Here is a 20,610-nt window from a genome sequence, read left to right as displayed (position 1 = left end):
GTCACTTCTCGGAGTCGGTGCGCGGGGCCTCGGGGCCGTCGAGCGGTCGGCCGGAGGCGTCGACCTTGGTCGCGATGGCCCGACGGTCGAACCGGATGGTGGTCCCCGGCGCGATCTCGAGGGTGGCCACCACCTCGTCAAGGGAGAGGATGCGGCCGAACAGACCGGACGTGGTGCAGATGTCGTCGCCGACGTGCAGGCTCGACTGCATGCGCGAGATGGCCTGCTGACGCCGCCGCTGGCTCCAGAACATGAAGAGCAGCAGCAGGATCAGCAACCCCGGTATCAGCAGGTTGGCCAGTCCGTCAGTGAACATGCAGCAGAATCCTTCTCTCGACCAGTGGCGCGGCGCCGCTCGGACAACGTGCCCGGAGCTGCCAGAGTGCCGACCGGTGGCCGACGTGCCCGCGAGAGTCTAGGTGAGGCGAGCACGGCATACCAAAGACTCGCCTGAATCACCGGACACGATCAGGACTCGCGCAGACCTCACGGTGGGCCCGCAGTGCGGTCAGCCGCCGAACCGCCCGGGCTCGTCGAGGGGCAGCATAGCCGCGTCGGCTCCCCCCGAAACCGCGCTGCCAGGGCCACCCACCGCCCGCGGACCAGAGCCGAGAACCAAGCCGCCCGGCGGTGGGGTGAGCCCCAGATGCTCCCAGGCCAGCGCGGTCGCTGCCCGGCCCCTCGGCGTACGGACGATGAGGCCCTCACGGACAAGGAAGGGTTCCGCGACGGTCTCCACCGTGTCGGCCTCCTCGCCCACGGCGACGGCGAGCGTGGTCAGACCGACCGGGCCTCCTCCGAAGCGGCGGCACAGTGCCTCGAGCACGGCGCGGTCGAGCCGGTCGAGGCCGAGCTCGTCGACGTCGAACAGCGCCAGGGCCACCTTGGCCGCGTCGAGGTCCACGACGCCGCGCCCGTGCACCTGTGCCCAGTCCCGCACCCGGCGCAGGAGACGGTTCGCGATGCGCGGTGTCCCGCGGGAACGGGTGGCGATCTCCTCGATGCCGGCGGTGTCCGCTTCGACGGCCAGCAGCCGGGCGCTGCGCTGCAGGATCGTGACGAGGTCGGCGGTCGCGTAGAAGTCGAGGTGCCCGGTGAACCCGAACCGGTCGAGCAGAGGCGCGGGAAGCAGTCCCGCTCGCGTCGTGGCGCCGACGACGGTGAAGGGCGACAGCTCCAACGGGATCGCCGTGGCGCCGGGGCCTTTGCCGACCACCACGTCCACCCGGAAGTCCTCCATCGCGAGGTAGAGCATCTCCTCGGCGGGACGCGCCATGCGGTGGATCTCGTCGACAAACAGCACCTCACCCTCGGCCAGCGACGACAGGATCGAAGCAAGGTCGCCCGCGTGCTGGATCGCCGGACCGGACGTCACGCGCAGGGGTTGCTCGAGCTCGGCGGCGACGATCATGGCCAGGGTGGTCTTCCCGAGGCCGGGAGGACCCGAGAGCAGCACGTGGTCCGGCGGCGTGCCCCGGCGTTTTGCCGCCTCGAGGACCAGGGCGAGCTGGTCGCGGACCCGGCCCTGACCAGGGAACTCCGACAGCCGCCTGGGGCGCAGGGCCGCCTCGATCTTGCGGTCTCCCTCGTCGGGCCGCGCGTCGACGACGCGCGCCGTCGCGTCGTAGGACAGGTCCTCCCCGAACGCGCCGGTCTCGTCGCTCATCGGCCGAGCTCCTGCAGCGCCGCCCGCAACAGGGCCGACACCTCGGCTCCCCCGGACGCCAGCGGCGCCACGGCCTCGACGGCATCGTCTGCCTGGCGCGCCGTCCAGCCCAGGCCGACCAGCGCGTCACGCACCTGCCCCTGCCAGGCCGCGGTGGCCGGTCGGCCGGTCGGTGTCGAGGCCGCTGCGGCCCCGACCATCTTGTCGCGCAGCTCGAGCACCAGCCGTTCGGCGCCCTTGCGGCCGACGCCAGGAACCTTGGTGAGTGCGACGAGATCACCGCTGGACACCGCGGCGCGGATCGCGTCCGGGCGGTGGACGGCGAGCATGGCCAACGCGAGACGCGGGCCGACGCCGGACACGGTCTGCACGGTCTCGAACACCCCACGCTCGTCCTCGTCGGTGAAGCCGTAGAGCGTCAGCGAGTCCTCTCGGACCACGAGTGACGTCGACAGGCGGGCCGGTTGCCCGGTGAGCAGCGACGCGGCGGTCAGCGGGGTCGTGTGGACCAGCATCCCGACCCCGCCCACCTCGAGGACGACGGAGTCGAGACCGGTGCGCGCGACGATGCCGCTCAGCGACGCAATCATCGCGTCGCACCACCCGCACGGGCCAGCGCTGCGTCGAGGCGCTGCTGGGCCGCCCCGCGCCAGAGGTGGCAGATCGCGAGCGCGAGAGCGTCGGCGGCGTCGGCCGGCCGGGGCGCGGTGGGCAGCCTCAGGATCCGGGTAACCATGGCGGTGACCTGGGCCTTGTCGGCCCTCCCGCTGCCGGTCACCGCGGCCTTGACCTCGGTGGGGGTGTGCAGGAACACCGGTATGCCTCGGCTCGCCGCAGCCAGCATCGCCACCGCCGACGCCTGCGCGGTGCCCATGACGCTGGCGACGTTGACATCGGCGAAGACGCGTTCGATGGCCACCGCGTCGGGTCGGTGTCGCTCGACCCACTGCTCCATCTCCATCTGGAGGGCCAGGAGTCGATGGGCGGTGTCCAGCGTGGTCGGGGTGCGGATCACGCCGACCTCGAGCATCGTGACCGGTCGTCCGACGGTCCCCTCCACGACGCCGATGCCGCAGCGCGTCAGACCGGGGTCGACGCCGAGGACCCGCATCACGGCATACCCTCCGCTCTCGATCTGACCCACGAGAGGGCCGAACACCTGTTCGGGGCCGACGCTACCTGCCCCAGCGGCCTGCCGCCGGAACCCTTGCGGCGTGTCCGCAGGTGGTGATGGTGGCGTGTCCGCAGGTGGTGATGGCGGCGTGTCCGCAGGTCAGCAGCTCAGGTGGTCAGTCGTCCTCGTCGAGCTCGGCCAGCACCTCGTCGGAGACGTCGCCGTTGGTGTAGACGTCCTGCACGTCGTCGCTGTCCTCGAGCGCGTCGATGACGCGGAACATCCGGCGCGCCCCGTCCGCGTCCAGAGGCACCTGCAGGTTGGCGACCCAGGACGCCTCGGCGGACTCGTAGTCGATGCCCGCCGCCTGCACCGCGGTCCGGATCGCGACGAAGTCGGACGGGTCGGAGACGACCTCGAAGGTCTCCCCCAGGTCGTTGACCTCCTCGGCGCCCGCGTCGAGCACAACCTCGAGCAGGTCGTCCTCGGTGAGCGTCCCCTTGGGGACCGTCACGACGCCGCGACGGTCGAACACGTAGGTGACGCTGCCAGGGTCGGCGAGGGCGCCCCCGTTGCGAGACAGCGCAGTGCGCACCTCGGCCGCCGCGCGGTTCCTGTTGTCCGTCAGGCACTCGATGAGCACCGCGACCCCGCCAGGCGCATAGCCCTCGTAGGTGATGGTCTGCCAGTCCGAGGCACCGGCCTCGGCGCCCGAGCCGCGCTTGACGGCGCGGTCGATGTTGTCGTTGGGGACTGACGTCTTCTTGGCCTTCTGCACGGCGTCGTAGAGCGTCGGGTTGCCCACGACGTCACCGCCGCCGGTGCGCGCCGCGACTTCGATGTTCTTGATCAGCTTCGCGAAGATCTTGCTCCGCTTGGCGTCCTTGGCCGCCTTCTGGTGCTTGGTGGTGGCCCATTTGGAGTGGCCGCTCATGACCCGTCCTTATCCCGCTCGACACATCTCGACGAAGAGTCCGTGGACGCGCGTGTCGCCGGTGACCTCCGGGTGGAAGGAGGTGGCGAGCAAGGCACCCTGACGAACGGCGACGATCCTACCGGCGGCGCTCCCATGCTCGACACGCGCCAGCACCGTGACGTCTTTGCCGACCTCCTCGACCCACGGCGCGCGGATGAAGACGGCGTGCAGCGGGTCGACCAGCCCGTCGAACGCGATGTCCTCCTCGAACGAGTCGACCTGCCGTCCGAACGCGTTGCGTCGCACCGTGATGTCCAGCCCCCCGAGGGTCTGCTGGTCGGCGCGCTGGTCGACGATGCGGTCGGCGAGCATGATCATCCCTGCGCACGACCCATAGACGGGCAGACCGCCGGCTATGGCGTCGCGCAGCGGGTCCAGCAGGTCGAACGCCCGCACCAGCTTGTCCATCGTCGTGGACTCCCCGCCGGGGATGACGAGCCCCTGTATGCCGGCGAGCTCGCCCGGGCGCCGGACGGTTCTGGGCTGCGCGCCCAGGGCGGTGAGGACCCGCACGTGCTCGCGCACGTCACCCTGCACCGCGAGGACGCCGACGACGAGCGGCGGTTGGGGATCATGAACTGGTGGCACGCCCGGCGACGCTACCCGCCTCGCCCGCCGGCGCCTCCATCCTGCGCCCAGGCCCACGGCCGACGACCTTCGAAACCCGGGATCCGATCAGCTAGCGTCGGGACGGTGGACCCGACATCGACGCACTCCGCTCCCCCGCTCCCTTCCCCTGTCGCCGCGCGGGCCGTCGCCCTCGATGCCGAGCACCGCGCGGCATACCGGCGAGAGGCCTTCGTCATCCCGGACGCAACGATCTACCTCGACGGGAACTCTCTCGGCGCGCTGCCCAAGGCCGTTCCCGCCGCCGTCGCGCAGGTCATCGAGCACGAGTGGGGCCAGCGGCTGATCCGTTCGTGGAACGAGGCGGACTGGTGGGGCGCCCAGACCCGCGTCGGCGACACGGTCGGCCGGCTTGTCGGAGCGGCGGCGGGCCAGGTCGTGGTCACCGACTCGACATCGGTCAACCTGTTCAAGGTGGTGGTCGGGGCCGCCCGGATGCGACCCGGCCGCCACGTCGTGCTCATCGACCCCGACTCGTTCCCGACCGACCTCTACATCACCCACTCCGCGGCGCAACTGGTCGGCGCCGAGGTCCGCCTCGTCCCACCGGCCGAGGCAGCGGCGGCGATCCGGGAGGTCGGCGAGGACCTCGCCCTCGCCTCCTACTCGTCGGTCGACTACCGCACCGGCGAGCGCTGGGACCTCGAGGCCATCACGGCGGCCTCCCACGAGGTCGGCGCACTGGCCTGCTGGGACCTGTGCCACTCGGCGGGAGCGATGGACGTCGAGCTCGACTCCGGCGGCGCAGACTTCGCGGTGGGTTGCGGCTACAAGTACCTCAACGGCGGCCCCGGAGCACCCGCCTTCCTCTACGTCGCCGCCCGACACCTGGGCGGCTTCGAGCAGCCGCTCACCGGGTGGCACGGCCACGCGCGGCCGTTCGAGATGGGACCGGCCTACCACCCGGCGCCCGGGATCACTCGCGGTCGGGTCGGGACGCCACCGCTCCTGTCACTGCTGGCGCTGGAGGCCGCGCTGACGGCATACGACGGCCTGCCCCTAGCCGATGTCCGGGGCCGGTCGCTTTCCCTGACCAGGTTCTTCGTCGAATGCCTCGACGGGCTCGGGCTCGGTGACGCCGTGGTGACTCCGCGCGACGACGCCCGGCGCGGCTCGCAGGTGGCGGTCCGGCACCCGGAGGCCTACGCCGTCGTCCAAGCCCTCATGGCGCACGGGGTCATCGGCGACTTCCGTGAACCCGACCTCGTGCGCCTCGGGTTTGCCCCGCTCTATGTCTCGCACGAGGACGCGGCGGCGGCGGCCAGCATCCTCGCGCAGGTCGTGCACCAGCAGGAGTACGCGCGCGACGAGTTCCGCGCCCGGGCGACGGTGACGTGACGTGACGTGACGTGACCACAGGCTCGCTGACCAACGCCACCGCCGCACTGCGGGCGGTTGCCCGTCGGTTGATGGCCTCCCTCGACCGCTGCTACCAGCCGCGTTCGGACAGCCGGTGCGGCTGGGGGATCTCCTCGACATTGATGCCGACCATCGCCTCGCCCAGCCCTCGGGACACCTTGGCGACCATGTCCGGGTCGTCGTAGAACGTGGTCGCCTTGACGATCGCCTCGGCACGCTGGGCGGGGTTGCCGGACTTGAAGATGCCCGAGCCGACGAACACGCCTTCGGCGCCGAGCTGCATCATCATCGCCGCGTCGGCCGGAGTGGCGATGCCACCGGCCGTGAACAGCACGACGGGGAGCTTGCCCGCACGAGCCACCTCGGCGACGAGGTCGTAGGGGGCCTGAAGCTCCTTCGCGGCGACATAGAGCTCGTCCTCGGCGAGGTTCTGCAGCCGCCGGATCTCGCCACGGATCTGCCGCATGTGCGTGGTCGCGTTCGAGACGTCACCGGTGCCGGCCTCGCCCTTGGAGCGGATCATGGCGGCACCCTCGGTGATCCGTCGGAGCGCCTCACCGAGGTTGGTGGCACCACAGACGAACGGCACGTCGAACGCCCACTTGTCGATGTGGTTGGCGTAGTCGGCCGGCGTGAGGACCTCGGACTCGTCCACGTAGTCCACGCCGAGGCTCTGCAGAACCTGCGCCTCGACGAAGTGACCGATGCGGGCCTTGGCCATCACCGGGATCGAGACGGTCGCGATGATCCCGTCGATCATGTCGGGGTCGCTCATCCGCGACACCCCACCCTGCGCGCGGATGTCGGCGGGCACCCGTTCCAGCGCCATCACCGCGACAGCGCCGGCGTCCTCGGCGATCTTGGCCTGCTCGGCGGTGACGACGTCCATGATCACACCGCCCTTGAGCATCTCGGCCATGCCGCGCTTGACGCGGGTGGTGCCGGTGCGGCTGGCCTCCGGGCTGATGCCGACGTTGGTCTCCTCGTGCGTACTCACCCCCCCATCGTAGGACGAGAGGTGGTGTGCCGGTAAGCGCCGGTCAGGGGCGCAGCCCGCTCGGCAGCTCGTCGTCGAACTCGATGGTGGCGGGAAGGTCGGCGTGGCCGGCCAACCGGAACCAGCGCACGAACGTCTTGCGCCGGATCCGCCGCACATCGACCACGGCGTCGTTGTGGAACCGTCGCGCGAGCTGGACCCGCGTCCCGGACGCCGCGACCCGCGCCAACGCCTCGTTGATCTGGTCGTCGGTGGCCCGCAGGCCCCTCAGCACCTCGGGCGGGAGGGCGAGGGCGAGGGCGTCGCTCAGGTTGGACTCGACCGACTCGCGGTCGGCGTCGCCCTCGCTCGTGCCAAGCGACTCCACAGCCGCAGCGGCCAGGATGAGCCCCGACGCGGCGTCCAGCCGGCCGGTATTGGCGAGCTCGATCGTCGACTCGGCGCGCCGGACCAGCTGAGCGTCCAGGGCCGCCGAGGTCGCCTCGACCCGGGCATGCAACCGGTCCAGCCGGGCAGCGCTGTAAGAGAGGTACCAGGCGAGGCCGACGAGCAGGACAACGAGAACCGTGACCCAGTCGAGGGGGCTCACGCGCCGCTTCCTCGGCCGGCCCGCACCAGCCGGGCCCACCGGGAGGCCCCCTCGGCGGACGGGCGCACCCGGGAGGCCCCATCGGTGATGGTCTCGTAGACCTCCATCACCTGCTTGGCCACCGTCGACCAGTCGAAGACGTCGGCCCGGCGCCGACCGATGGCAGCAATCTGCCCACGCAGCAACGGATTCTGAAGCAGCTCGACGAGCCGCTCAGCTAGCGAGGCGGGGTCCTCGTTGACGAACATCGCACCAGCCCGCCCGCCGTCGAGGACTCGGACGAAGGCCGGCAGGTCGCTGGCCAGCACCGTCGCGCCGGCACTCATCGCCTCGATGAGGATGATGCCGAAGCTCTCCCCTCCGGTGTTGGGTGCCACGTAGACGTCGACGGACGTGAGCAGCCGGGCCTTGTCTTCGTCGGTCACCGCCCCGAGGAACTCGCAGGCCGCGGCCACCTCCGCCGACATCCCCTTGCGGACCTCGTCGGGGTCACCCGGACCGGCGATGAGCACCCGGAGGCCGGGGACGGCCTGCAGCACTGCCGGCAGCGCGGCGGCGAGAACCGGCATACCTTTGCGGGGCTCCTCCATCCGTCCGAGGAACGCGATCGTCGGACGCTCCTGGGTCCCCACCCAGTCGGGTCGGGCAGGGGCAAGGGCGAACCGGTCCACGAACACACCGTTGGGGATGACCACGGCATCGCCGCCGACATGGGTGGAGACGGTTCGTCGGGCGTCCTCGGAGACGGCGATCCGGCCCGTGATCTTCTCCATGATCGGACGGATGATCGGGTTCGCGGCCTGGTAGGTGCGCGAGCGCAGGGTAGACGAGTGGAAGGTCGCGGCGATCGGGCCCTCGGCCGCCCACAGCGCAAGGACGGCCACGCTGGGGGTGAACGGCTCGTGCAGGTGCAGGACGTCGAAGTCCCCCGCCTCGAGCCAGCGCGAGACCTTGGCTGCGGCGACCGGGCCGATGTTGAGACGGGCAACCGAGCCATTGAAGGGGACAGGAACGGCTCGCCCACCGGAGACCATGTAGGGCGGCAGGTGCTTGCTGTCGCTGGCCGGCGCGAGGACGCTGACCTGGTGCCCCTGACCGAGGAACACCTCGGCGAGGTCGCGCACGTGGAACTGCACGCCGCCGGGCAGGTCGAACGAGTAAGGACAGACGATCCCGATCCTCACGACGGTGCCCCGGCCGTCCCGGTCGGAATGCTCGCGGTGGTGGAACGGTCGTCGAGGTCCTCGACGAACACCCGTTGGAGCATGTGCCAGTCCTCGGTGTGCGCCACGATGCCGGCGCCGAGATAGTCGGCACAGACCTGGGTCATCACCTGGACCTTGTCGCGGGTCGTCCCCTCACCCGGCACCGGCACCGGGGGGGAGAACGATATGTAGACCCTTTTCCCCGAGTGCATCTCGGGTGCGTCCTCGTAAGAGAGGGCGGCGGTGAACAGTGGGGCACCGGTGAGCACCGAGAGGACCGCAGGACCCTTGGCGACGCGGGCGCGGTGGCCGCACAGATCCACCTCGACCCCGTTGTGGGTGAGGTCGCGGTCGGCCACGAGTGCCACGAGGTCGCCCTGGGCGATGGCTTTCTTGAGCCCCACGAAGGGGTCCCCGGCGCCCGTCAGAGGCAGGATCGTCATCCCCAGCGACTCGCGGAACTCGAGGAAGTCCCGGAACACCTGCTCGGGTTCGAGTCGTTCGGCGACGGTCGTCACGGGTGCCAGATGCGTCGAGGACCACGCACCTGCGAGGTCCCAGTTGGCCTGGTGGCCGACGAAGATGACCACTCCGGTGCCCGCGGCGAGTGCCTCTCGCATGGGACCGTCGCCCGTCACCCTCACGGCTTCGCCCAGCTCCTGCTGGCTGCGGTCGACCAGCCGGAACGCCTCGCAGTAGTAGCGCATGTAGGACCGCAGACCCTCGCGCACCATCGCCTCGAGCTCGGCCGGGGTGAGCTCCGGACGCACCTTGGCGTAGTTCGACCGGAGCCGGTCGACACCGCCCCCTCCTCGCCGGAACGAGAGGTCTGCGATGCGGTCAAACAGCCGATATGCCGCACGAGCGGGCAGGGCGCGTACGGCCGCAAAACCCAGACGCAAGCCCCACGCCTGGGCCGTATCGGCCGGGTTCACGACGCCGACAGGTCGGTGGCGCTCGGCCCGGCCGGAGCCAGGGCCTGCCGACGGACCTCGAGCATCCGCTGCACCACGGTGACCAGGCTGGCGACGGCGAGCAGGGCCAGCACGACTGTGAGGACCACCACGGGGAGCCCGACGCCGACGAGGAACGTCGTGAGGAGCACCGCGAGAAGCCGGTCGGCCCGTTCGGCGATTCCGACGTTCGCAGTCATGCCGAGACCCTCGGCGCGTGCCTTGGCATAGCTGACGACGAACCCGAAGATCAGGCAGGCCAGCGCGAACCCGGCAGTGAGCAGGTCACCGTGGGGCCCCGCGAAGTAGAGGACCAGCGCACCGAAGATGGCGGCGTCGCCGACCCGGTCCAGGGTGGAGTCGAGATAGGCGCCCCACGGGCCGGAGCGCCCGGACATCCGCGCCATCACACCGTCGACGTTGTCCGCGAAGATGAACAGCACGATGACGAGCGTGCCGACGAGGAACTGACCGCGAGGGTAGAAGCCCAGCGCTCCTGCGCATACCCCGAGCGTGCCGATGACGGTCACCACGTCGGGGCTGAGGCCGAGGCGAAGGAAGAGCTTCGCGATCGGTGTCATGACCTTGGTCCAGGTCTCGCGTAGCAGTCGGTTGAGCATGGTGCGCGCCAGCCTACTGGCCGTCGACGCCCGGCCACGCCTCCACGAGACGGGTCCGCACGTCTTCCAGGAGCATCGGCAGCGCCTTGGTCTGCGCCACGACGGGCAGGAAGTTGGAGTCACCGCCCCACCGGGGGACGACGTGCTGGTGCAGGTGCGCGGCGACTCCCGCTCCGGCCACGTCGCCCTGGTTCATCCCGATGTTGAAACCCATCGGCTGTGACGCGGACTCGAGCGCCCGGATCGCCTGTCTGGTCAGTGCCGTGAACTCGACCGTCTCCGCGTCGTCGAGGTCGACGTAGCGCGAGACGTGCCGGTAGGGGCAGACCAGGACGTGGCCGGGGTTGTAAGGAAAGAGGTTGAGCACGACGTAACAGAGCTCGCCGCGGTGGACCACCAGGCCCTGGGCGTCGCTCTTGCCCGGTGCGGCACAGAACGGGCAGCTATCCCCCGCCTCCCGGCTGGGCTTTTCGCCCCCGACGTAGACCATCCGGTGCGGCGTCCACAGCCGCTGGAAGCCGTCGCGGACACCCACGAAGTCATCGGCGTCCTCTGCGGGCTCGTCGGGTGCGGGCATGTTCTCGATCTTATGCAGCGGCCCGACGGGTGCCGGCGAGGCTCAGTCCTTCTCGTCAGGGGACCCCAGCCGGCCTGCACTACGGCAAGGGCGACGAGATCGTCCGCGAGGGCGTCGACAAGCAGGAGATGAGCGTGCCCTGCCGGCGGACCGTGTCAGCCGCCCTGGTCTACGTCGCTCGTCGCCCCACGCTGGGTGCCGAGGGGGGGTCCCCTCAGCCTGCTGACTGGGCGAAGAGGGTGACGGCGGCCATCAGGACCGCCAGCGCACCGTAACCTGCCTTTCGTGTCCGGCCGGTCGAGGTGCGCATCGCCAGGACGGCTTGGATCGCGTAGTAGGCGGCGAATGCCCGTGAGGCGACCGCCACGATCGTGAGGGTCGGCGTGGTCGCTGCGAGCAGGATGGCGGCGCCCCCACTGACCAGATACGGCGTGGGGCCACGCATGAAGCGGGAGAGACCCCGCAGGTTGCCTTCGGCCGCGACCGTGTCCGCCACCGCCGCGCTGAACTGGCTGAGCACGGCCGACAGCACCAACGGCAGAGCGAGCCACGGCGCCACCCGGGCGGTGATGTCCAACAGTGTGACGTCGGGTCCTGCGGGGGTTCCCAGCCCCATCACCGGCGTGGCGACCGCGACGAAGCCGAGGTAGATCGACGCCGCGACCAGCTGCGCGAACCGGGAGGCCCAGACCCGGGTCTCGGCGTCGTAATGGTCACCGAGGTACTGCACCGTCTCGAACCCCTGCACCGTGATCACAATCCCACCCAGCACCAGCAGGATCTCCCCGATCCCAATGTCCGGAACCGGCGGCAAGACCAGTCCGGCGCCGAACTGCCCATGAACGTCGTGGAGCAGCAGCGTCCCACCAAGGACCGTCGTCAACACCAGGACGACACCGAGGCTGAAGCGATCCAGCAGGTTCAGCCCGGCGAACCCGCGGGTGATCCCGACTACCACGATCAGCGCGACGGCTGCGCAGGCCACCACCCGCTCCCACAGTGCGGACCCGCCCGGGTCGGAATAGTCGACGACGTACTGGGCCATGATCCGCAGGTACAACGCCACCGAGATGACATAGGCCACCACGATGACCGCGTCACCGGCCTGGTCCAGCCGGGCGTTGACCCGGTCGAGCGACCCGGACGCCTGCGCCGGTTCGACGACCCGGACACAGTGCCGCACCGACGTGCCCACCACCCAGGCCACACCGCACACCAGGGCCGCACCGAACACCGACAGCGACCCGAGCGTGCGCTCCAGTACAGGCACGATGATCAACAGGCCCGAGCCGAGGATCGACGCCAGGGGCGTGACCGAGGCCCGCACTACCCCCGACAGTCGTGGCACCGGATCACCGTGGCACAACACTCACGACCCCCGCACCGTGGTCTCGGAGCGGGCCCGTCCCGGCCCAGCCCGCGAGCCGCCCGGTACAGAGGTCGGCGTGCGTCACCGACGCGGCTCGGTTGGTATGCCTGGTGTTTACCGCGCCGTTACTGCCGTGCGGGTTCCTTAGGGGGGTCAGGTTCCTTTTCAGCCGACACGAGGGAGCTACATGTCAGCGCAGTGCGTTCAGCTGGGAGGCCAGCCCTGGAACGACCCGTCGACGTTCACGCTCGTCCCTGATCCGGACCCGTGACCTCATCCCTCGATCACGGCGAGCAGGCCGAGGGCAAGCCGTCCCGCCGCGGCGGTACCGAGGGGGCTGGACGGACCGGAGTACCTGGAGCGCAAGGCGTCGATCTCGACACCGAGGGTGCTCGGGGCCGGCCGGTCGCCACGAATGCGGATGACCGTCGCCGCGCCGAGGATGTCGCTGATCGCGCGGACGTCGGAAGCGCCCGCCGTGTCCAGGATGAGGGCGGCGGTCTCCAGGCCGACGGCCGCGGGGAAGGCGACGGACATGCCGAGGGCGGTTTCGAGCGCGGCGGCGCACCGACCCGCCGCCGCAGCGAGGTCTCCACGAGCGAGAAGCGCGCGCGCAAGGACCGCCCGGATCAGCGGCGTTTCCCGTTCGACGCCTAGCGCCGTCGCCTCCCGGTCCGCCGTGCTGCCGTACTCGCACGCCGCGTCGAGATCGCCGTCGGCAAGGGCAACACCGGCGGCCGCGGAGAGCAGGACGACGCGGGAGATCCGCTGCGTACCGGAGTGCATCGGCAGGGCCTCGGCGATGTACTCACGCGCCTGATCCAGGGCGCCGACCTGCCAGCAGATCATCGCAGCTGTCGGCATGGCCATGGCTAGCTGTTCGACAGAGGCGCGCGCGCGACAGAGGTCGATGGCGTCTTTGGCGTAGCCCGCGGCCGACGGGTCGGTCCGCTCGGCGAGCACGCTGCCGAGGCCCATCGCCACCGAGACCTGCAGGTCGGCGTCGTGCGGGGCTGCCGCCTCGATCGCGGCACGCACCGTCTCGACCGCCTCCGGCCCGCGGTCGACGTCGTCCAAGAGTCCGGCGAGGAAGATGAGTGCGCGGGCACGGTATGCGTCGTCGGCGCTCGCCAGTCGGCCGACTGCCTCCTCGAGGTCGCGCATCGCCGCGTCGGTGTCCCCGGACCAGTAGCCGAGGTAGCCCGAGGCATACGTGGCGTAGGGCGCCCACGGTCCGCTGGAGCCGCGTTGGAGGAGGCGGGACAGCCAGAAGCGTCCCTCGTCGACGTTGGTCGTGGCGAAGTACCGGTGAAGTCTGAAGGCCAGCTCCTGACAGCGGTCCAGGTCTGCGCGGCCGGCGAGCGCGGCGCCGAGCAAGGAGCGCACGGAGGCGAGGACGTCGGTGATCTCGTCGCGGAAGGCTCCCGGGGCGGCCCGGGCATCGTCAGGCAGCCGGGACCGCACTGCGTCGGCGAGACGCCCGTATGCCGCTGGCTCCTCGCCGGCGTCACGGAGCAGCTGAGCTGCGAACTGGTGCAGGTCGTCGTCTTGTCGGTAGCGCCAACGCGCCCCTGTGCGGTCGACCGACATCAGCCCACGGGCCGTGAGCTCCCGGAGCACTCGTACGACGCGTACAGCGGCGATCCGTTCGTCCGAAGTGACCTCACGCAGCAGGGCCAGGCTGACCGGTCCTTCCAGGACGGCGGCCCGGCGAAACACCGTCTGCTCGTCGTCGTCGAGTAGCTCGTAGGTGCTTCGCGTCACCGACCGCAGGGTGTCGCCGACGCTTGGGCCGCGCTCCTGCAGGTGGTCGAGGAGGTCGCCGGGCGGCATGGCGGTGAGCTGGGCTGCGACCAGCTCGAGGGCGAGCGGCAGGCCGTCACAGCGGCGACACAAAGCGGCGACGTCTTGCGCGTTCGTCGCGTCGACTGACAGCTCGCCCCCGGCTTCGCGTACGCGGTCGGTCAACAGCCGGACCTGGCTGTTGAGGCGAAGGTCGTCCACCCCGACCACGGGCGTCATCGGCTGCACCGTCAGGACGTGCTCGCCGTCTATGGAGAGCGGCCAGCGGCTCGTCACCACGACCGTCAGCGAAGGTGCGTGTGTGTGCAAGGTGTTCACGAGGGAGGCGACGCCGTCGGTGACGGCCTCGCAGCCGTCCAAGACGAGAAGGAGCGGGCCGAGCGGACCCAGGTAGCCGGCGACGGCGACCGCTGCATCTGCAGCGCCGACGTGGACCCCGAGCTCGAGGGCGACAGTCGAGGCGACCAGCGCCTCGTCGGGCACTGCCGTCAGCGAGACCCACAGTGGGGCGCCGGTGAAGTCCCCAGGGCTGAGGGCCACCTGTGCGACCAACCGCGACTTGCCTACGCCGCCGCGGCCGACGACGGTGATCAGTCCGCTACCGGCCACGGCCTCGGTCAGGGCAGCCAGCTCGGCCTGGCGGCCCACGAAGGACGAGGCCGAGTGAGGCACCCGTGCGTACGTCGAGCCGGCCTGGTCCCGGATCACGTCCAGGTAGACCGCAACCGTCTCCGCGCTGGGATCCACACCGAGCTGGTCAGCAAGGACCGAGCGGCAGTAGCCGTATGCAGCGACGGCCCCCGCTCGGTCGCCGGACCGGGTCAAGGCTGTCATCAGGTTCCGGTGACTGCCTTCGTGCAGCGGCCACGCCGCGACCGCTCCGCGGGCGGTCTCGACGGCGAGATGATGCTGTCCGAGACGCATCGCTGCCTCGACGGTCAGATCGCTGGCTTGCCTCGCCGTCCCCTCGATCTTCTGGCGGTATGGCTCGAGCCACGCGGCGTCCTCGTCCGGCAGGATGGCGGCCCCCGACAGCGTCGTCAGAGAGGTGACGAGGTCGAGAGCGGCTTGCGGTCGGTCCGCCGCGACGAGCTCGGCGGCCCGGCCGACGTCCCTCTGCGCCCGGTAGAAGTCGACCTCGACATCTCGGGCAAGGCGGTACCCCGCCGAGGCGGTCTCGATCAGCCGCTCCCCGTCCTCGGCCACGTAGGCACACGAGCGGCGGATGCCGAGGATGACGCCACGCAATGCGACCTGCCAGGTGGGCGGCAGCTCGTCACCCCACACGACGCTCGCCAGTCGATCGGGGGTCACGTCGCCGCGCGCCAAAGCCAACGCCACGAGGACGACGCGCGCACGTCGGCCGCCGAGGCCGGCCCCTGAGACGGCAGCAGTCGCCGAACTGACCGTCACAGAACCGATCACGCTCACGTGCACACCATCGAACCCTAGTCGGCCCAAGGGTCGGCTGGCGGCCGTTGAGTCCGGCGCCTGGGCCGGGCGGCTGCTCCTACATTGCCGCGTGGACCGCCTTTACGACCGCCTCGAGCTGACTCGCTGTCGGCGGGCTCATCCTGCCGGGGCTCGAATCCGAGGCTGCGATGGTGGCCTGCCCGAAGACGGCGACGAGCTCGGTCGGACCGACGAGCGACTGGTCCCCGACCCCGCTGCCGGGCTGCAGCTTGTTGCCGGCGGCCTGGTTGAACGTGGTCACGGCATCGGCCGGATCGGCGGTCGCCACGATCACGTCGAACTCGGCATCGCTGGTGCTATAAGCGCAGTATGCCGCTGAGGCCGGATCCGGGAGGGGCACGTTCTTGCTGACCGTGTACTGCCGACCGAGCAGCATGTTCAGCTTCGACACAGTGAGATAGGCGCAGGCACCGTCGCGAGAACTCACGCCGGTGGCGGCGTCGGGCGACGAGGTCGCGGCGTGCGGCACCGCCACCGAGGTCGGCGAGGCGGACGAACTCGTGATGGGCGCAAGCGCCGGGGTGGCACTCGCGGCTTTGGTGGCGCTGCAGCCACCCAGCACGCCAGCCAGGATGAGGACGCCGGACAGTGCGCGGACGCCTCGGGGGACACGGTCTGACATCACGACGCTTCAGATTTAGCGGGCATCAGGCCATCCCACCGGTGGGCCGTAATGTCTGGGTAACGCCCACTGGGTGTCCCTACTGAAACTGGTCGCGCAGAGAGCAGCAGGCTCCGGTTCCTGGGCGGCGCGTGGTCTCCTCGCACCGGGATTACCGAGACGTTACCGGCGGCTGGTGGTGTTCGAAGGGCACCGGCAAGCGTGCTGTGCCCGGCCTCTGGAGACTGCTATGAGAGTTCGTATTGGCCTGATCGTCCTCGGCATTGCCGTCGGCGTTGTTTCCCTGACGGCGTGTTCGGATGGGTCGACGAGCGCAACCGCACCCCCGGCGGCCGCGAGGTCGGTAGCCACCGTGAGTCGTTCCACCGGCTCAGGGAGCGAGGCTGCCTCCTTGCCGACTTCAACGCCCTCGACGTCCGGCGGCGCGGGCACCGGCTCGAGTTTCGACACCTGCTCGCTGCTGTCGGCGACCCAGGCGTCCTCGCTGGTCGGAAGGCCCTATACCTCAGCTGTGAGCCAGACCATCGCTGACGGCCAAGACCAGTGCACCTACGCGACCTCGGATCCGACCATCTCGTTGATGGTGATCGTCTACCAGCCCACCAGCGGGGTGAGCTTGCAGATGTTGTCCTCGGTCCTCGGCGACAGCGGAGATGTCACCCCAGTGACGGGAGTGGGGGACAAGGCGATAGTCGGTCAGATCGAGCTCGATGTCCAGACTGGGGAGCGGGTGGTCGCGGTCGAGGGCGCCGGAGGCACACTTTCGGGCGACTATACGAAGGCTGTCGCGGTGGCCAAGGCCGTCATCGGCGGCTTGCACTGAGCACAGGTCTGACCCTTCTGGGACTGGCCTGTCGGCCGCACGAGTAGTTGGGAGGGCACCGGCCGGGTCGACGTAGGCGATGCGCCGCACCATCTGCTCGTCACCATGAAGCCGGGTGCCTCGTGGAGCTGCCGTTGGGCGACGATGACGTGGCAGACTCCCCCTGGCCGCTTCGCCCTGGATGAAATGCCGGCACAGCTGCCGCGCGACGAGCCGCCCACGGACGTCGGCTCGGCCGCGATAGTGGCCGGGCATACAGGTCGCTCGTCCCCACCGCGGTGCTGACCCGCCTCGAGGTCAGCGTCTGACCGTCGCCGCCTGGTCGTGCTGCGCACACCAGTCGCACCGCCGGCGGTGCGCGGTACCGGGGTGGTCGTTGTGGTGGTTCTTGATCTCTTTGCCGTAGGGACAGTCGTCGTTGTCGTGGTAGACCGCATCGCCCGGGTCGGTGTCGGTGTAGAAGGCGGCGCGTCCCGTCGTGGCGGCGACCTTCGTCGCAGCAGAGCTCTTCGCGGGTTGGTTCTCGGTCGACGTGGTGTCGACGCTCGCATCCGCGTCGTCCTTGGTGCGGTCGAGGACGCGATCAGCGAGCAGCTTGACGCGGTCGCTGGCCAACGCGCAGATGATGGCATAGCCCCAGACGAACCCGGCCCACTGCCAGCCGAGCGGGGTCATGAACAGTCCGTAGACGGCGATGAGGGTCGCGATGGCCTGGGTACCGAGCACGGCGAGGAGCAGGATGCGAGCCGGACGGATTGACCAGAAGGGTCCTCGGGTGCGGGTGAGGAAGATCGTGAGGTGCCCGGCGACGGACAGCATCAGATACATCATGGTCTGCAGCCGTGGGTGGCCGAGATCGAAGACGCGGTCGCCGAGGTAGAACAGTCCGAACGCGGCGATCGGACCGACGACGCCCAGAACGGTGGAGATGCCCAGTACCAGGCGCATGTTCCAGGCTTCGGGCTGCATCTTGTAGCGCACGTTGTCGTAGGCGATGGACAGGATTGCGCCGTCGTTGAGCAGGGCCAGCATCACGATCATGATCGCGGTGACGGGGTAGAAGTTGAAGACCAGGATCGCGACGGACATGAACAGCAGAACCCGCAGCGTCTCGGCGATGCGGTACATGGCGTAGGAGTTCATCCGTTGGAAGATCTTGCGGCTTTCCTTGATCGCGTCGATGATCACCGACAGCCCGGGGGTGAGGAGCACGATCGCGGCGGCGGAGCGGGCGGCGTCGGTCGCGCTGGAGACGGCGATGCCGCAGTCGGCCTTCTTCAGTGCGGGGGCGTCGTTGACGCCGTCGCCCGTCATGCCGACGATATGGCCGCGTTGCTGCAGAACGTCGACGATGTGGTATTTGTGCTCCGGGAAAACCTGCGCGAACCCGTCGGCGCTTTCGATGGACTCCGCGACCGCCGCGGACTCCTTCTTCTTCACGTCCCCTAGGCCGGCGGCGTCGAGGATGTTGGTGCCGAGGCCGACTTTGGCGGCGGTCTCCTTGGCGATGGCGATTGCGTCACCGGTCACCATCTTCACGGACACGCCCATCGCCTTGGCGGTGGCGAGCGTGGACGCGGCGTCGTCGCGCGGAGGGTCGAACAGCGGGAGAACTCCGAGGAACCGCCATTCGCCGCCTTCTCCCTCGGCGCGGGCCACGCCCAAGGACCGGAAGCCTCGGGTGGCGAAGTCGTTGACCGCAGTGTCGACGGCGGCCTTGGATGCTGCGGCATCTCCGGCCAAGGACAGGATGACTTGCGGGGCGCCCTTGGTCACCGTGAACGTCGATCCGTCGGTGTCGGTGACGGTGGCTTCGGTGCGCTTGTGGACCGGGTCGAACGGCTCGAAGTGAGTGACCTTGTATGCCTGCAACGCCGTCGCGTCGCCGAACCCGCCTAAGACGGCGAGGTCGATGGGGTCGTCGTTGTCGGCGCGGGAGGCCAGAGCGCCCGCCAGGATCACGTCCGCCGCCGTGACGTCCGCAACGCTGAACGGGTCGCCGAGAGTCAGGGAGTTCTGGGTCAGCGTGCCGGTCTTGTCCGCGCAGAGCGTGTCCACTCCGGCTAGCTCCTCGATCGCTACCAGCTTGCTGACGATGGCCTGCTTCTTGGCCAGCAGCCGGGCGCCGACCGCCATCGTCACGGACAACACGGTGGGCATCGCGACCGGGATTGCCGCGACGGTCAACACCAGCGCGAACTGCAGAGTCGTCAGGACCGCGTCACCGCGCAGGACAGACACCACCACGATGAACGTGACCAGCGCGACCGCGAGGAGGATGAGGTAGTTGCCGATCTTCAGGACGGCCTTTTGGAAGTGGCTGACCGTGTGCGCGTCCTGGACCAGTTCGGCGGTCTTGCCGAAGTAGGTGTGGGTTCCGGTGGCGTAGACCAGGGCGCCGATCTCGCCGCGGCGGATGACCGAGCCTGAAAAGACCGCGTCGCCGGCAGTGCAGGTCGTGGGAAGTGACTCGCCGGTGAGCGCGGACTGGTCGACCGCGATCTCGTCGCCGTCGAGCAGTCGGGCGTCGGCCGGGACGATGTCGCCCAGCCGCAGCCGGATCACGTCCCCGGGCACCAGCTCGCGGGCCGCAGGGGTCACCCATTCTCCGTCGCGTCGGACGCGGGCGTTGATGGCGAGCTTGGCTTTCAGTGCGTCGATCGCGTTGCCGGCCTGGCGTTCCTCGGTGAAACCGACCAGGGCATTGGCCACGAGCAGGACCAAGATAATGAAGAAGTCGGGCCAGTGCCCCACAGCACCAGAAAGGACTACCGCAACCTCGATCATCCACGGGATCGGGCCCCAGAAGTAGGACAGCAGCTTCAGCAGGGGGTTCGTCTTGTGCTCGACGATCTCGTTCGGCCCGTATTGCTCCAGCCGCTTCGCCGCCTCAGCCTGGGTCAGCCCGTCGCTCGAGCTGCCGAGTGCCTTGGTCACTTCCGCCATCGGCAGCGTCTTCAAGTCTTGCTCCGGCGCCGGGTCTGCGCCGGACGAAGCTGCAGCCTGGGGTTGCTCTCGTGGGTGGTCATCAGGCGGTTCTTTCTGCTTGCTATAGGTCGTCACTGCGGTGGGGTCCAGGTCCAGTCGCGGATCTCGGGCAGGTCCTGACCGTGCGTGTTGATGTAGAGGTTGTGTTCGATGAGCTTGTTGGCCATCGACTGCCTGAGATAGGCGCCGGTCGCTCCGAGCTGGGGTAGGCGGTCGATGACGTCTTGGACGAGATGAAAGCGGTCGAGCCGGTTCTGCACGCGCATGTCGAAGGGTGTGGTGATGGTGCCTTCCTCGTTGTAGCCGCGTACGTGCAGGTTGTGGTTGGTGCGCCGGTAGGTGAGGCGGTGGATCAGGGTGGGGTAGCCGTGGAAGGCGAACACGATGTGCTTGTCCTTGGTGAACAAGGCGTCATACTCGCCGTCTGAGAGGCCGTGTGGGTGCTCACTGGCTGACTGCAGCTTCATCAGGTCCACGACGTTGACGACCCGGACCTTCAGCTCGGGCAGGTTCTCCCGCAGGATCGACACCGCTCCGAGCACCTCCAGGGTGGGGGTGTCACCGCAGCAGGCGAGCACGACGTCGGGCTCCGCGCCGCGGTCGTTGCTCGCCCACTGCCAGATCCCGATGCCTTCGGTGCAGTGCACCTGTGCCTGCTCCATAGTCAGCCATTGCGGCATGGCGTGCTTGCCGGCGACGATCACGTTGACGTAGTGGCGCGAGCGCAGGCAGTGGTCGGCGACCGAGAGCAGGCAGTTGGCGTCGGGCGGGAGGTAGACCCGCACGATGTCGGCCTTCTTGTTGACGACGTGGTCGAGGAAGCCGGGATCCTGGTGGGTGAAACCGTTG

General features: G+C 69.6%; 18 protein-coding genes and 1 pseudogene. 2 read left to right on the top strand and 17 right to left on the bottom strand.

Annotated features, from left to right (window positions below; all coding sequences use genetic code 11):
• Position 1: 1 nt before the first annotated feature.
• The 6 genes from yajC to pdxT all read right to left on the bottom strand — a co-directional run bounded on the left by yajC (position 2) and on the right by pdxT (position 4,344).
• On the bottom strand, positions 2 to 316 hold the full coding sequence (gene yajC / locus ABI385_RS05355) for a preprotein translocase subunit YajC (protein ID WP_348102710.1): 315 nt from the start codon (positions 314 to 316) through the stop codon (positions 2 to 4).
• Between the two features lie 192 nt (positions 317 to 508).
• Positions 509 to 1,666 carry a Holliday junction branch migration DNA helicase RuvB gene (gene ruvB, locus ABI385_RS05350; RefSeq protein ID WP_348102709.1) on the bottom strand — a complete coding sequence of 386 codons (1,158 nt, stop codon included), beginning with the start codon at positions 1,664 to 1,666 and terminating at the stop codon, positions 509 to 511.
• A complete protein-coding gene (gene ruvA, locus ABI385_RS05345; protein ID WP_348102708.1) occupies positions 1,663 to 2,256 on the bottom strand; it encodes a Holliday junction branch migration protein RuvA in 594 nt (197 codons plus the stop codon). The genes ruvB and ruvA overlap by 4 nt, the downstream gene beginning before the upstream one ends.
• Positions 2,253 to 2,777, bottom strand: coding sequence for a crossover junction endodeoxyribonuclease RuvC (gene ruvC, locus ABI385_RS05340; RefSeq protein WP_348102726.1), 525 nt, complete (start codon positions 2,775 to 2,777; stop codon positions 2,253 to 2,255). Before ruvC ends, ruvA begins: the two co-directional genes overlap by 4 nt.
• A gap of 178 nt (positions 2,778 to 2,955) precedes the next feature.
• Complete coding sequence (locus tag ABI385_RS05335; protein WP_348102707.1) at positions 2,956 to 3,714, bottom strand: YebC/PmpR family DNA-binding transcriptional regulator; 759 nt, start codon at positions 3,712 to 3,714, stop codon at positions 2,956 to 2,958.
• A 9-nt stretch (positions 3,715 to 3,723) separates the two neighbouring features.
• Positions 3,724 to 4,344, bottom strand: coding sequence for a pyridoxal 5'-phosphate synthase glutaminase subunit PdxT (gene pdxT, locus ABI385_RS05330; protein ID WP_348102706.1), 621 nt, complete (start codon positions 4,342 to 4,344; stop codon positions 3,724 to 3,726).
• Positions 4,345 to 4,449: 105 nt separating this feature from the next.
• Between pdxT and kynU the strand changes: the two genes are divergently transcribed.
• Entirely contained in the window at positions 4,450 to 5,721 is a 1,272-nt protein-coding gene (kynU, locus tag ABI385_RS05325; RefSeq protein ID WP_348102705.1) for a kynureninase, read from the top strand.
• A 91-nt stretch (positions 5,722 to 5,812) separates the two neighbouring features.
• Here kynU and pdxS read toward each other — a convergent pair whose 3' ends face one another.
• The 9 genes from pdxS to ABI385_RS05280 form a co-directional block, all read right to left on the bottom strand.
• The gene (gene pdxS, locus ABI385_RS05320) at positions 5,813 to 6,709 is read right to left on the bottom strand and encodes a pyridoxal 5'-phosphate synthase lyase subunit PdxS (RefSeq protein WP_348102725.1); all 897 of its coding nucleotides are present in this window, start codon (positions 6,707 to 6,709) and stop codon (positions 5,813 to 5,815) included.
• 73 nt (positions 6,710 to 6,782) lie between these two features.
• Complete coding sequence (locus ABI385_RS05315; RefSeq protein WP_348102704.1) at positions 6,783 to 7,328, bottom strand: hypothetical protein; 546 nt, start codon at positions 7,326 to 7,328, stop codon at positions 6,783 to 6,785.
• On the bottom strand, positions 7,325 to 8,512 hold the full coding sequence (locus ABI385_RS05310; RefSeq protein WP_348102703.1) for a glycosyltransferase family 4 protein: 1,188 nt from the start codon (positions 8,510 to 8,512) through the stop codon (positions 7,325 to 7,327). The genes ABI385_RS05315 and ABI385_RS05310 overlap by 4 nt, the downstream gene beginning before the upstream one ends.
• Positions 8,509 to 9,468: a phosphatidylinositol mannoside acyltransferase gene (locus tag ABI385_RS05305; protein ID WP_348102702.1), complete on the bottom strand. Its 960-nt coding sequence runs from the start codon at positions 9,466 to 9,468 to the stop codon at positions 8,509 to 8,511. Before ABI385_RS05305 ends, ABI385_RS05310 begins: the two co-directional genes overlap by 4 nt.
• Positions 9,465 to 10,106 (bottom strand): phosphatidylinositol phosphate synthase, encoded by a 642-nt coding sequence (gene pgsA, locus ABI385_RS05300; RefSeq protein WP_348102701.1) that lies wholly within the window; start codon positions 10,104 to 10,106, stop codon positions 9,465 to 9,467. Before pgsA ends, ABI385_RS05305 begins: the two co-directional genes overlap by 4 nt.
• Before the next feature lie 13 nt (positions 10,107 to 10,119).
• On the bottom strand, positions 10,120 to 10,683 hold the full coding sequence (locus ABI385_RS05295) for an HIT domain-containing protein (protein ID WP_348102700.1): 564 nt from the start codon (positions 10,681 to 10,683) through the stop codon (positions 10,120 to 10,122).
• A gap of 214 nt (positions 10,684 to 10,897) precedes the next feature.
• Entirely contained in the window at positions 10,898 to 12,031 is a 1,134-nt protein-coding gene (locus ABI385_RS05290) for a hypothetical protein (RefSeq protein ID WP_348102699.1), read from the bottom strand.
• Positions 12,032 to 12,325: 294 nt separating this feature from the next.
• Positions 12,326 to 15,286, bottom strand: a complete 2,961-nt coding sequence (locus ABI385_RS05285; RefSeq protein ID WP_348102698.1) for a BTAD domain-containing putative transcriptional regulator — start codon at positions 15,284 to 15,286, stop codon at positions 12,326 to 12,328.
• Positions 15,287 to 15,365: 79 nt separating this feature from the next.
• Positions 15,366 to 15,950 (bottom strand): hypothetical protein, encoded by a 585-nt coding sequence (locus tag ABI385_RS05280; protein ID WP_348102697.1) that lies wholly within the window; start codon positions 15,948 to 15,950, stop codon positions 15,366 to 15,368.
• A 511-nt stretch (positions 15,951 to 16,461) separates the two neighbouring features.
• Here ABI385_RS05280 and ABI385_RS05275 point away from each other — a divergent pair.
• On the top strand, positions 16,462 to 16,773 hold the full coding sequence (locus ABI385_RS05275; protein ID WP_348102696.1) for a hypothetical protein: 312 nt from the start codon (positions 16,462 to 16,464) through the stop codon (positions 16,771 to 16,773).
• A gap of 297 nt (positions 16,774 to 17,070) precedes the next feature.
• On the opposite strand, the gene ABI385_RS05270 is transcribed toward ABI385_RS05275, so the two are convergent.
• Both ABI385_RS05270 and ABI385_RS05265 read right to left on the bottom strand, forming a co-directional pair.
• The gene (locus ABI385_RS05270; protein ID WP_348102695.1) at positions 17,071 to 19,734 is read right to left on the bottom strand and encodes a plasma-membrane proton-efflux P-type ATPase; all 2,664 of its coding nucleotides are present in this window, start codon (positions 19,732 to 19,734) and stop codon (positions 17,071 to 17,073) included.
• A gap of 98 nt (positions 19,735 to 19,832) precedes the next feature.
• A pseudogene (locus ABI385_RS05265) lies at positions 19,833 to 20,610 on the bottom strand (phosphoketolase); the annotation flags it as partial.

It is taken from the genome of Lapillicoccus sp. (assembly GCF_039935575.1).
Classification (GTDB): domain Bacteria; phylum Actinomycetota; class Actinomycetes; order Actinomycetales; family Dermatophilaceae; genus Lapillicoccus.
The sequence above is the reverse complement of the archived record's forward strand: the minus strand, read 5'-3'. Positions and strand labels throughout refer to the sequence as shown.

Excerpts from the sequence above, each read along its gene's own strand:
- yajC (WP_348102710.1), bottom strand. The coding sequence starts at position 316 with ATGTTCACTGACGGACTGGCCAACCTGCTGATACCGGGGTTGCTGATC.
- ruvB (WP_348102709.1), bottom strand. The coding sequence starts at position 1,666 with ATGAGCGACGAGACCGGCGCGTTCGGGGAGGACCTGTCCTACGACGCG.
- ruvA (WP_348102708.1), bottom strand. The coding sequence starts at position 2,256 with ATGATTGCGTCGCTGAGCGGCATCGTCGCGCGCACCGGTCTCGACTCC.
- ruvC (WP_348102726.1), bottom strand. The coding sequence starts at position 2,777 with ATGCGGGTCCTCGGCGTCGACCCCGGTCTGACGCGCTGCGGCATCGGC.
- ABI385_RS05335 (WP_348102707.1), bottom strand. The coding sequence starts at position 3,714 with ATGAGCGGCCACTCCAAATGGGCCACCACCAAGCACCAGAAGGCGGCC.
- pgsA (WP_348102701.1), bottom strand. The coding sequence starts at position 10,106 with ATGCTCAACCGACTGCTACGCGAGACCTGGACCAAGGTCATGACACCG.
- ABI385_RS05295 (WP_348102700.1), bottom strand. The coding sequence starts at position 10,683 with ATGCCCGCACCCGACGAGCCCGCAGAGGACGCCGATGACTTCGTGGGT.
- ABI385_RS05280 (WP_348102697.1), bottom strand. The coding sequence starts at position 15,950 with ATGTCAGACCGTGTCCCCCGAGGCGTCCGCGCACTGTCCGGCGTCCTC.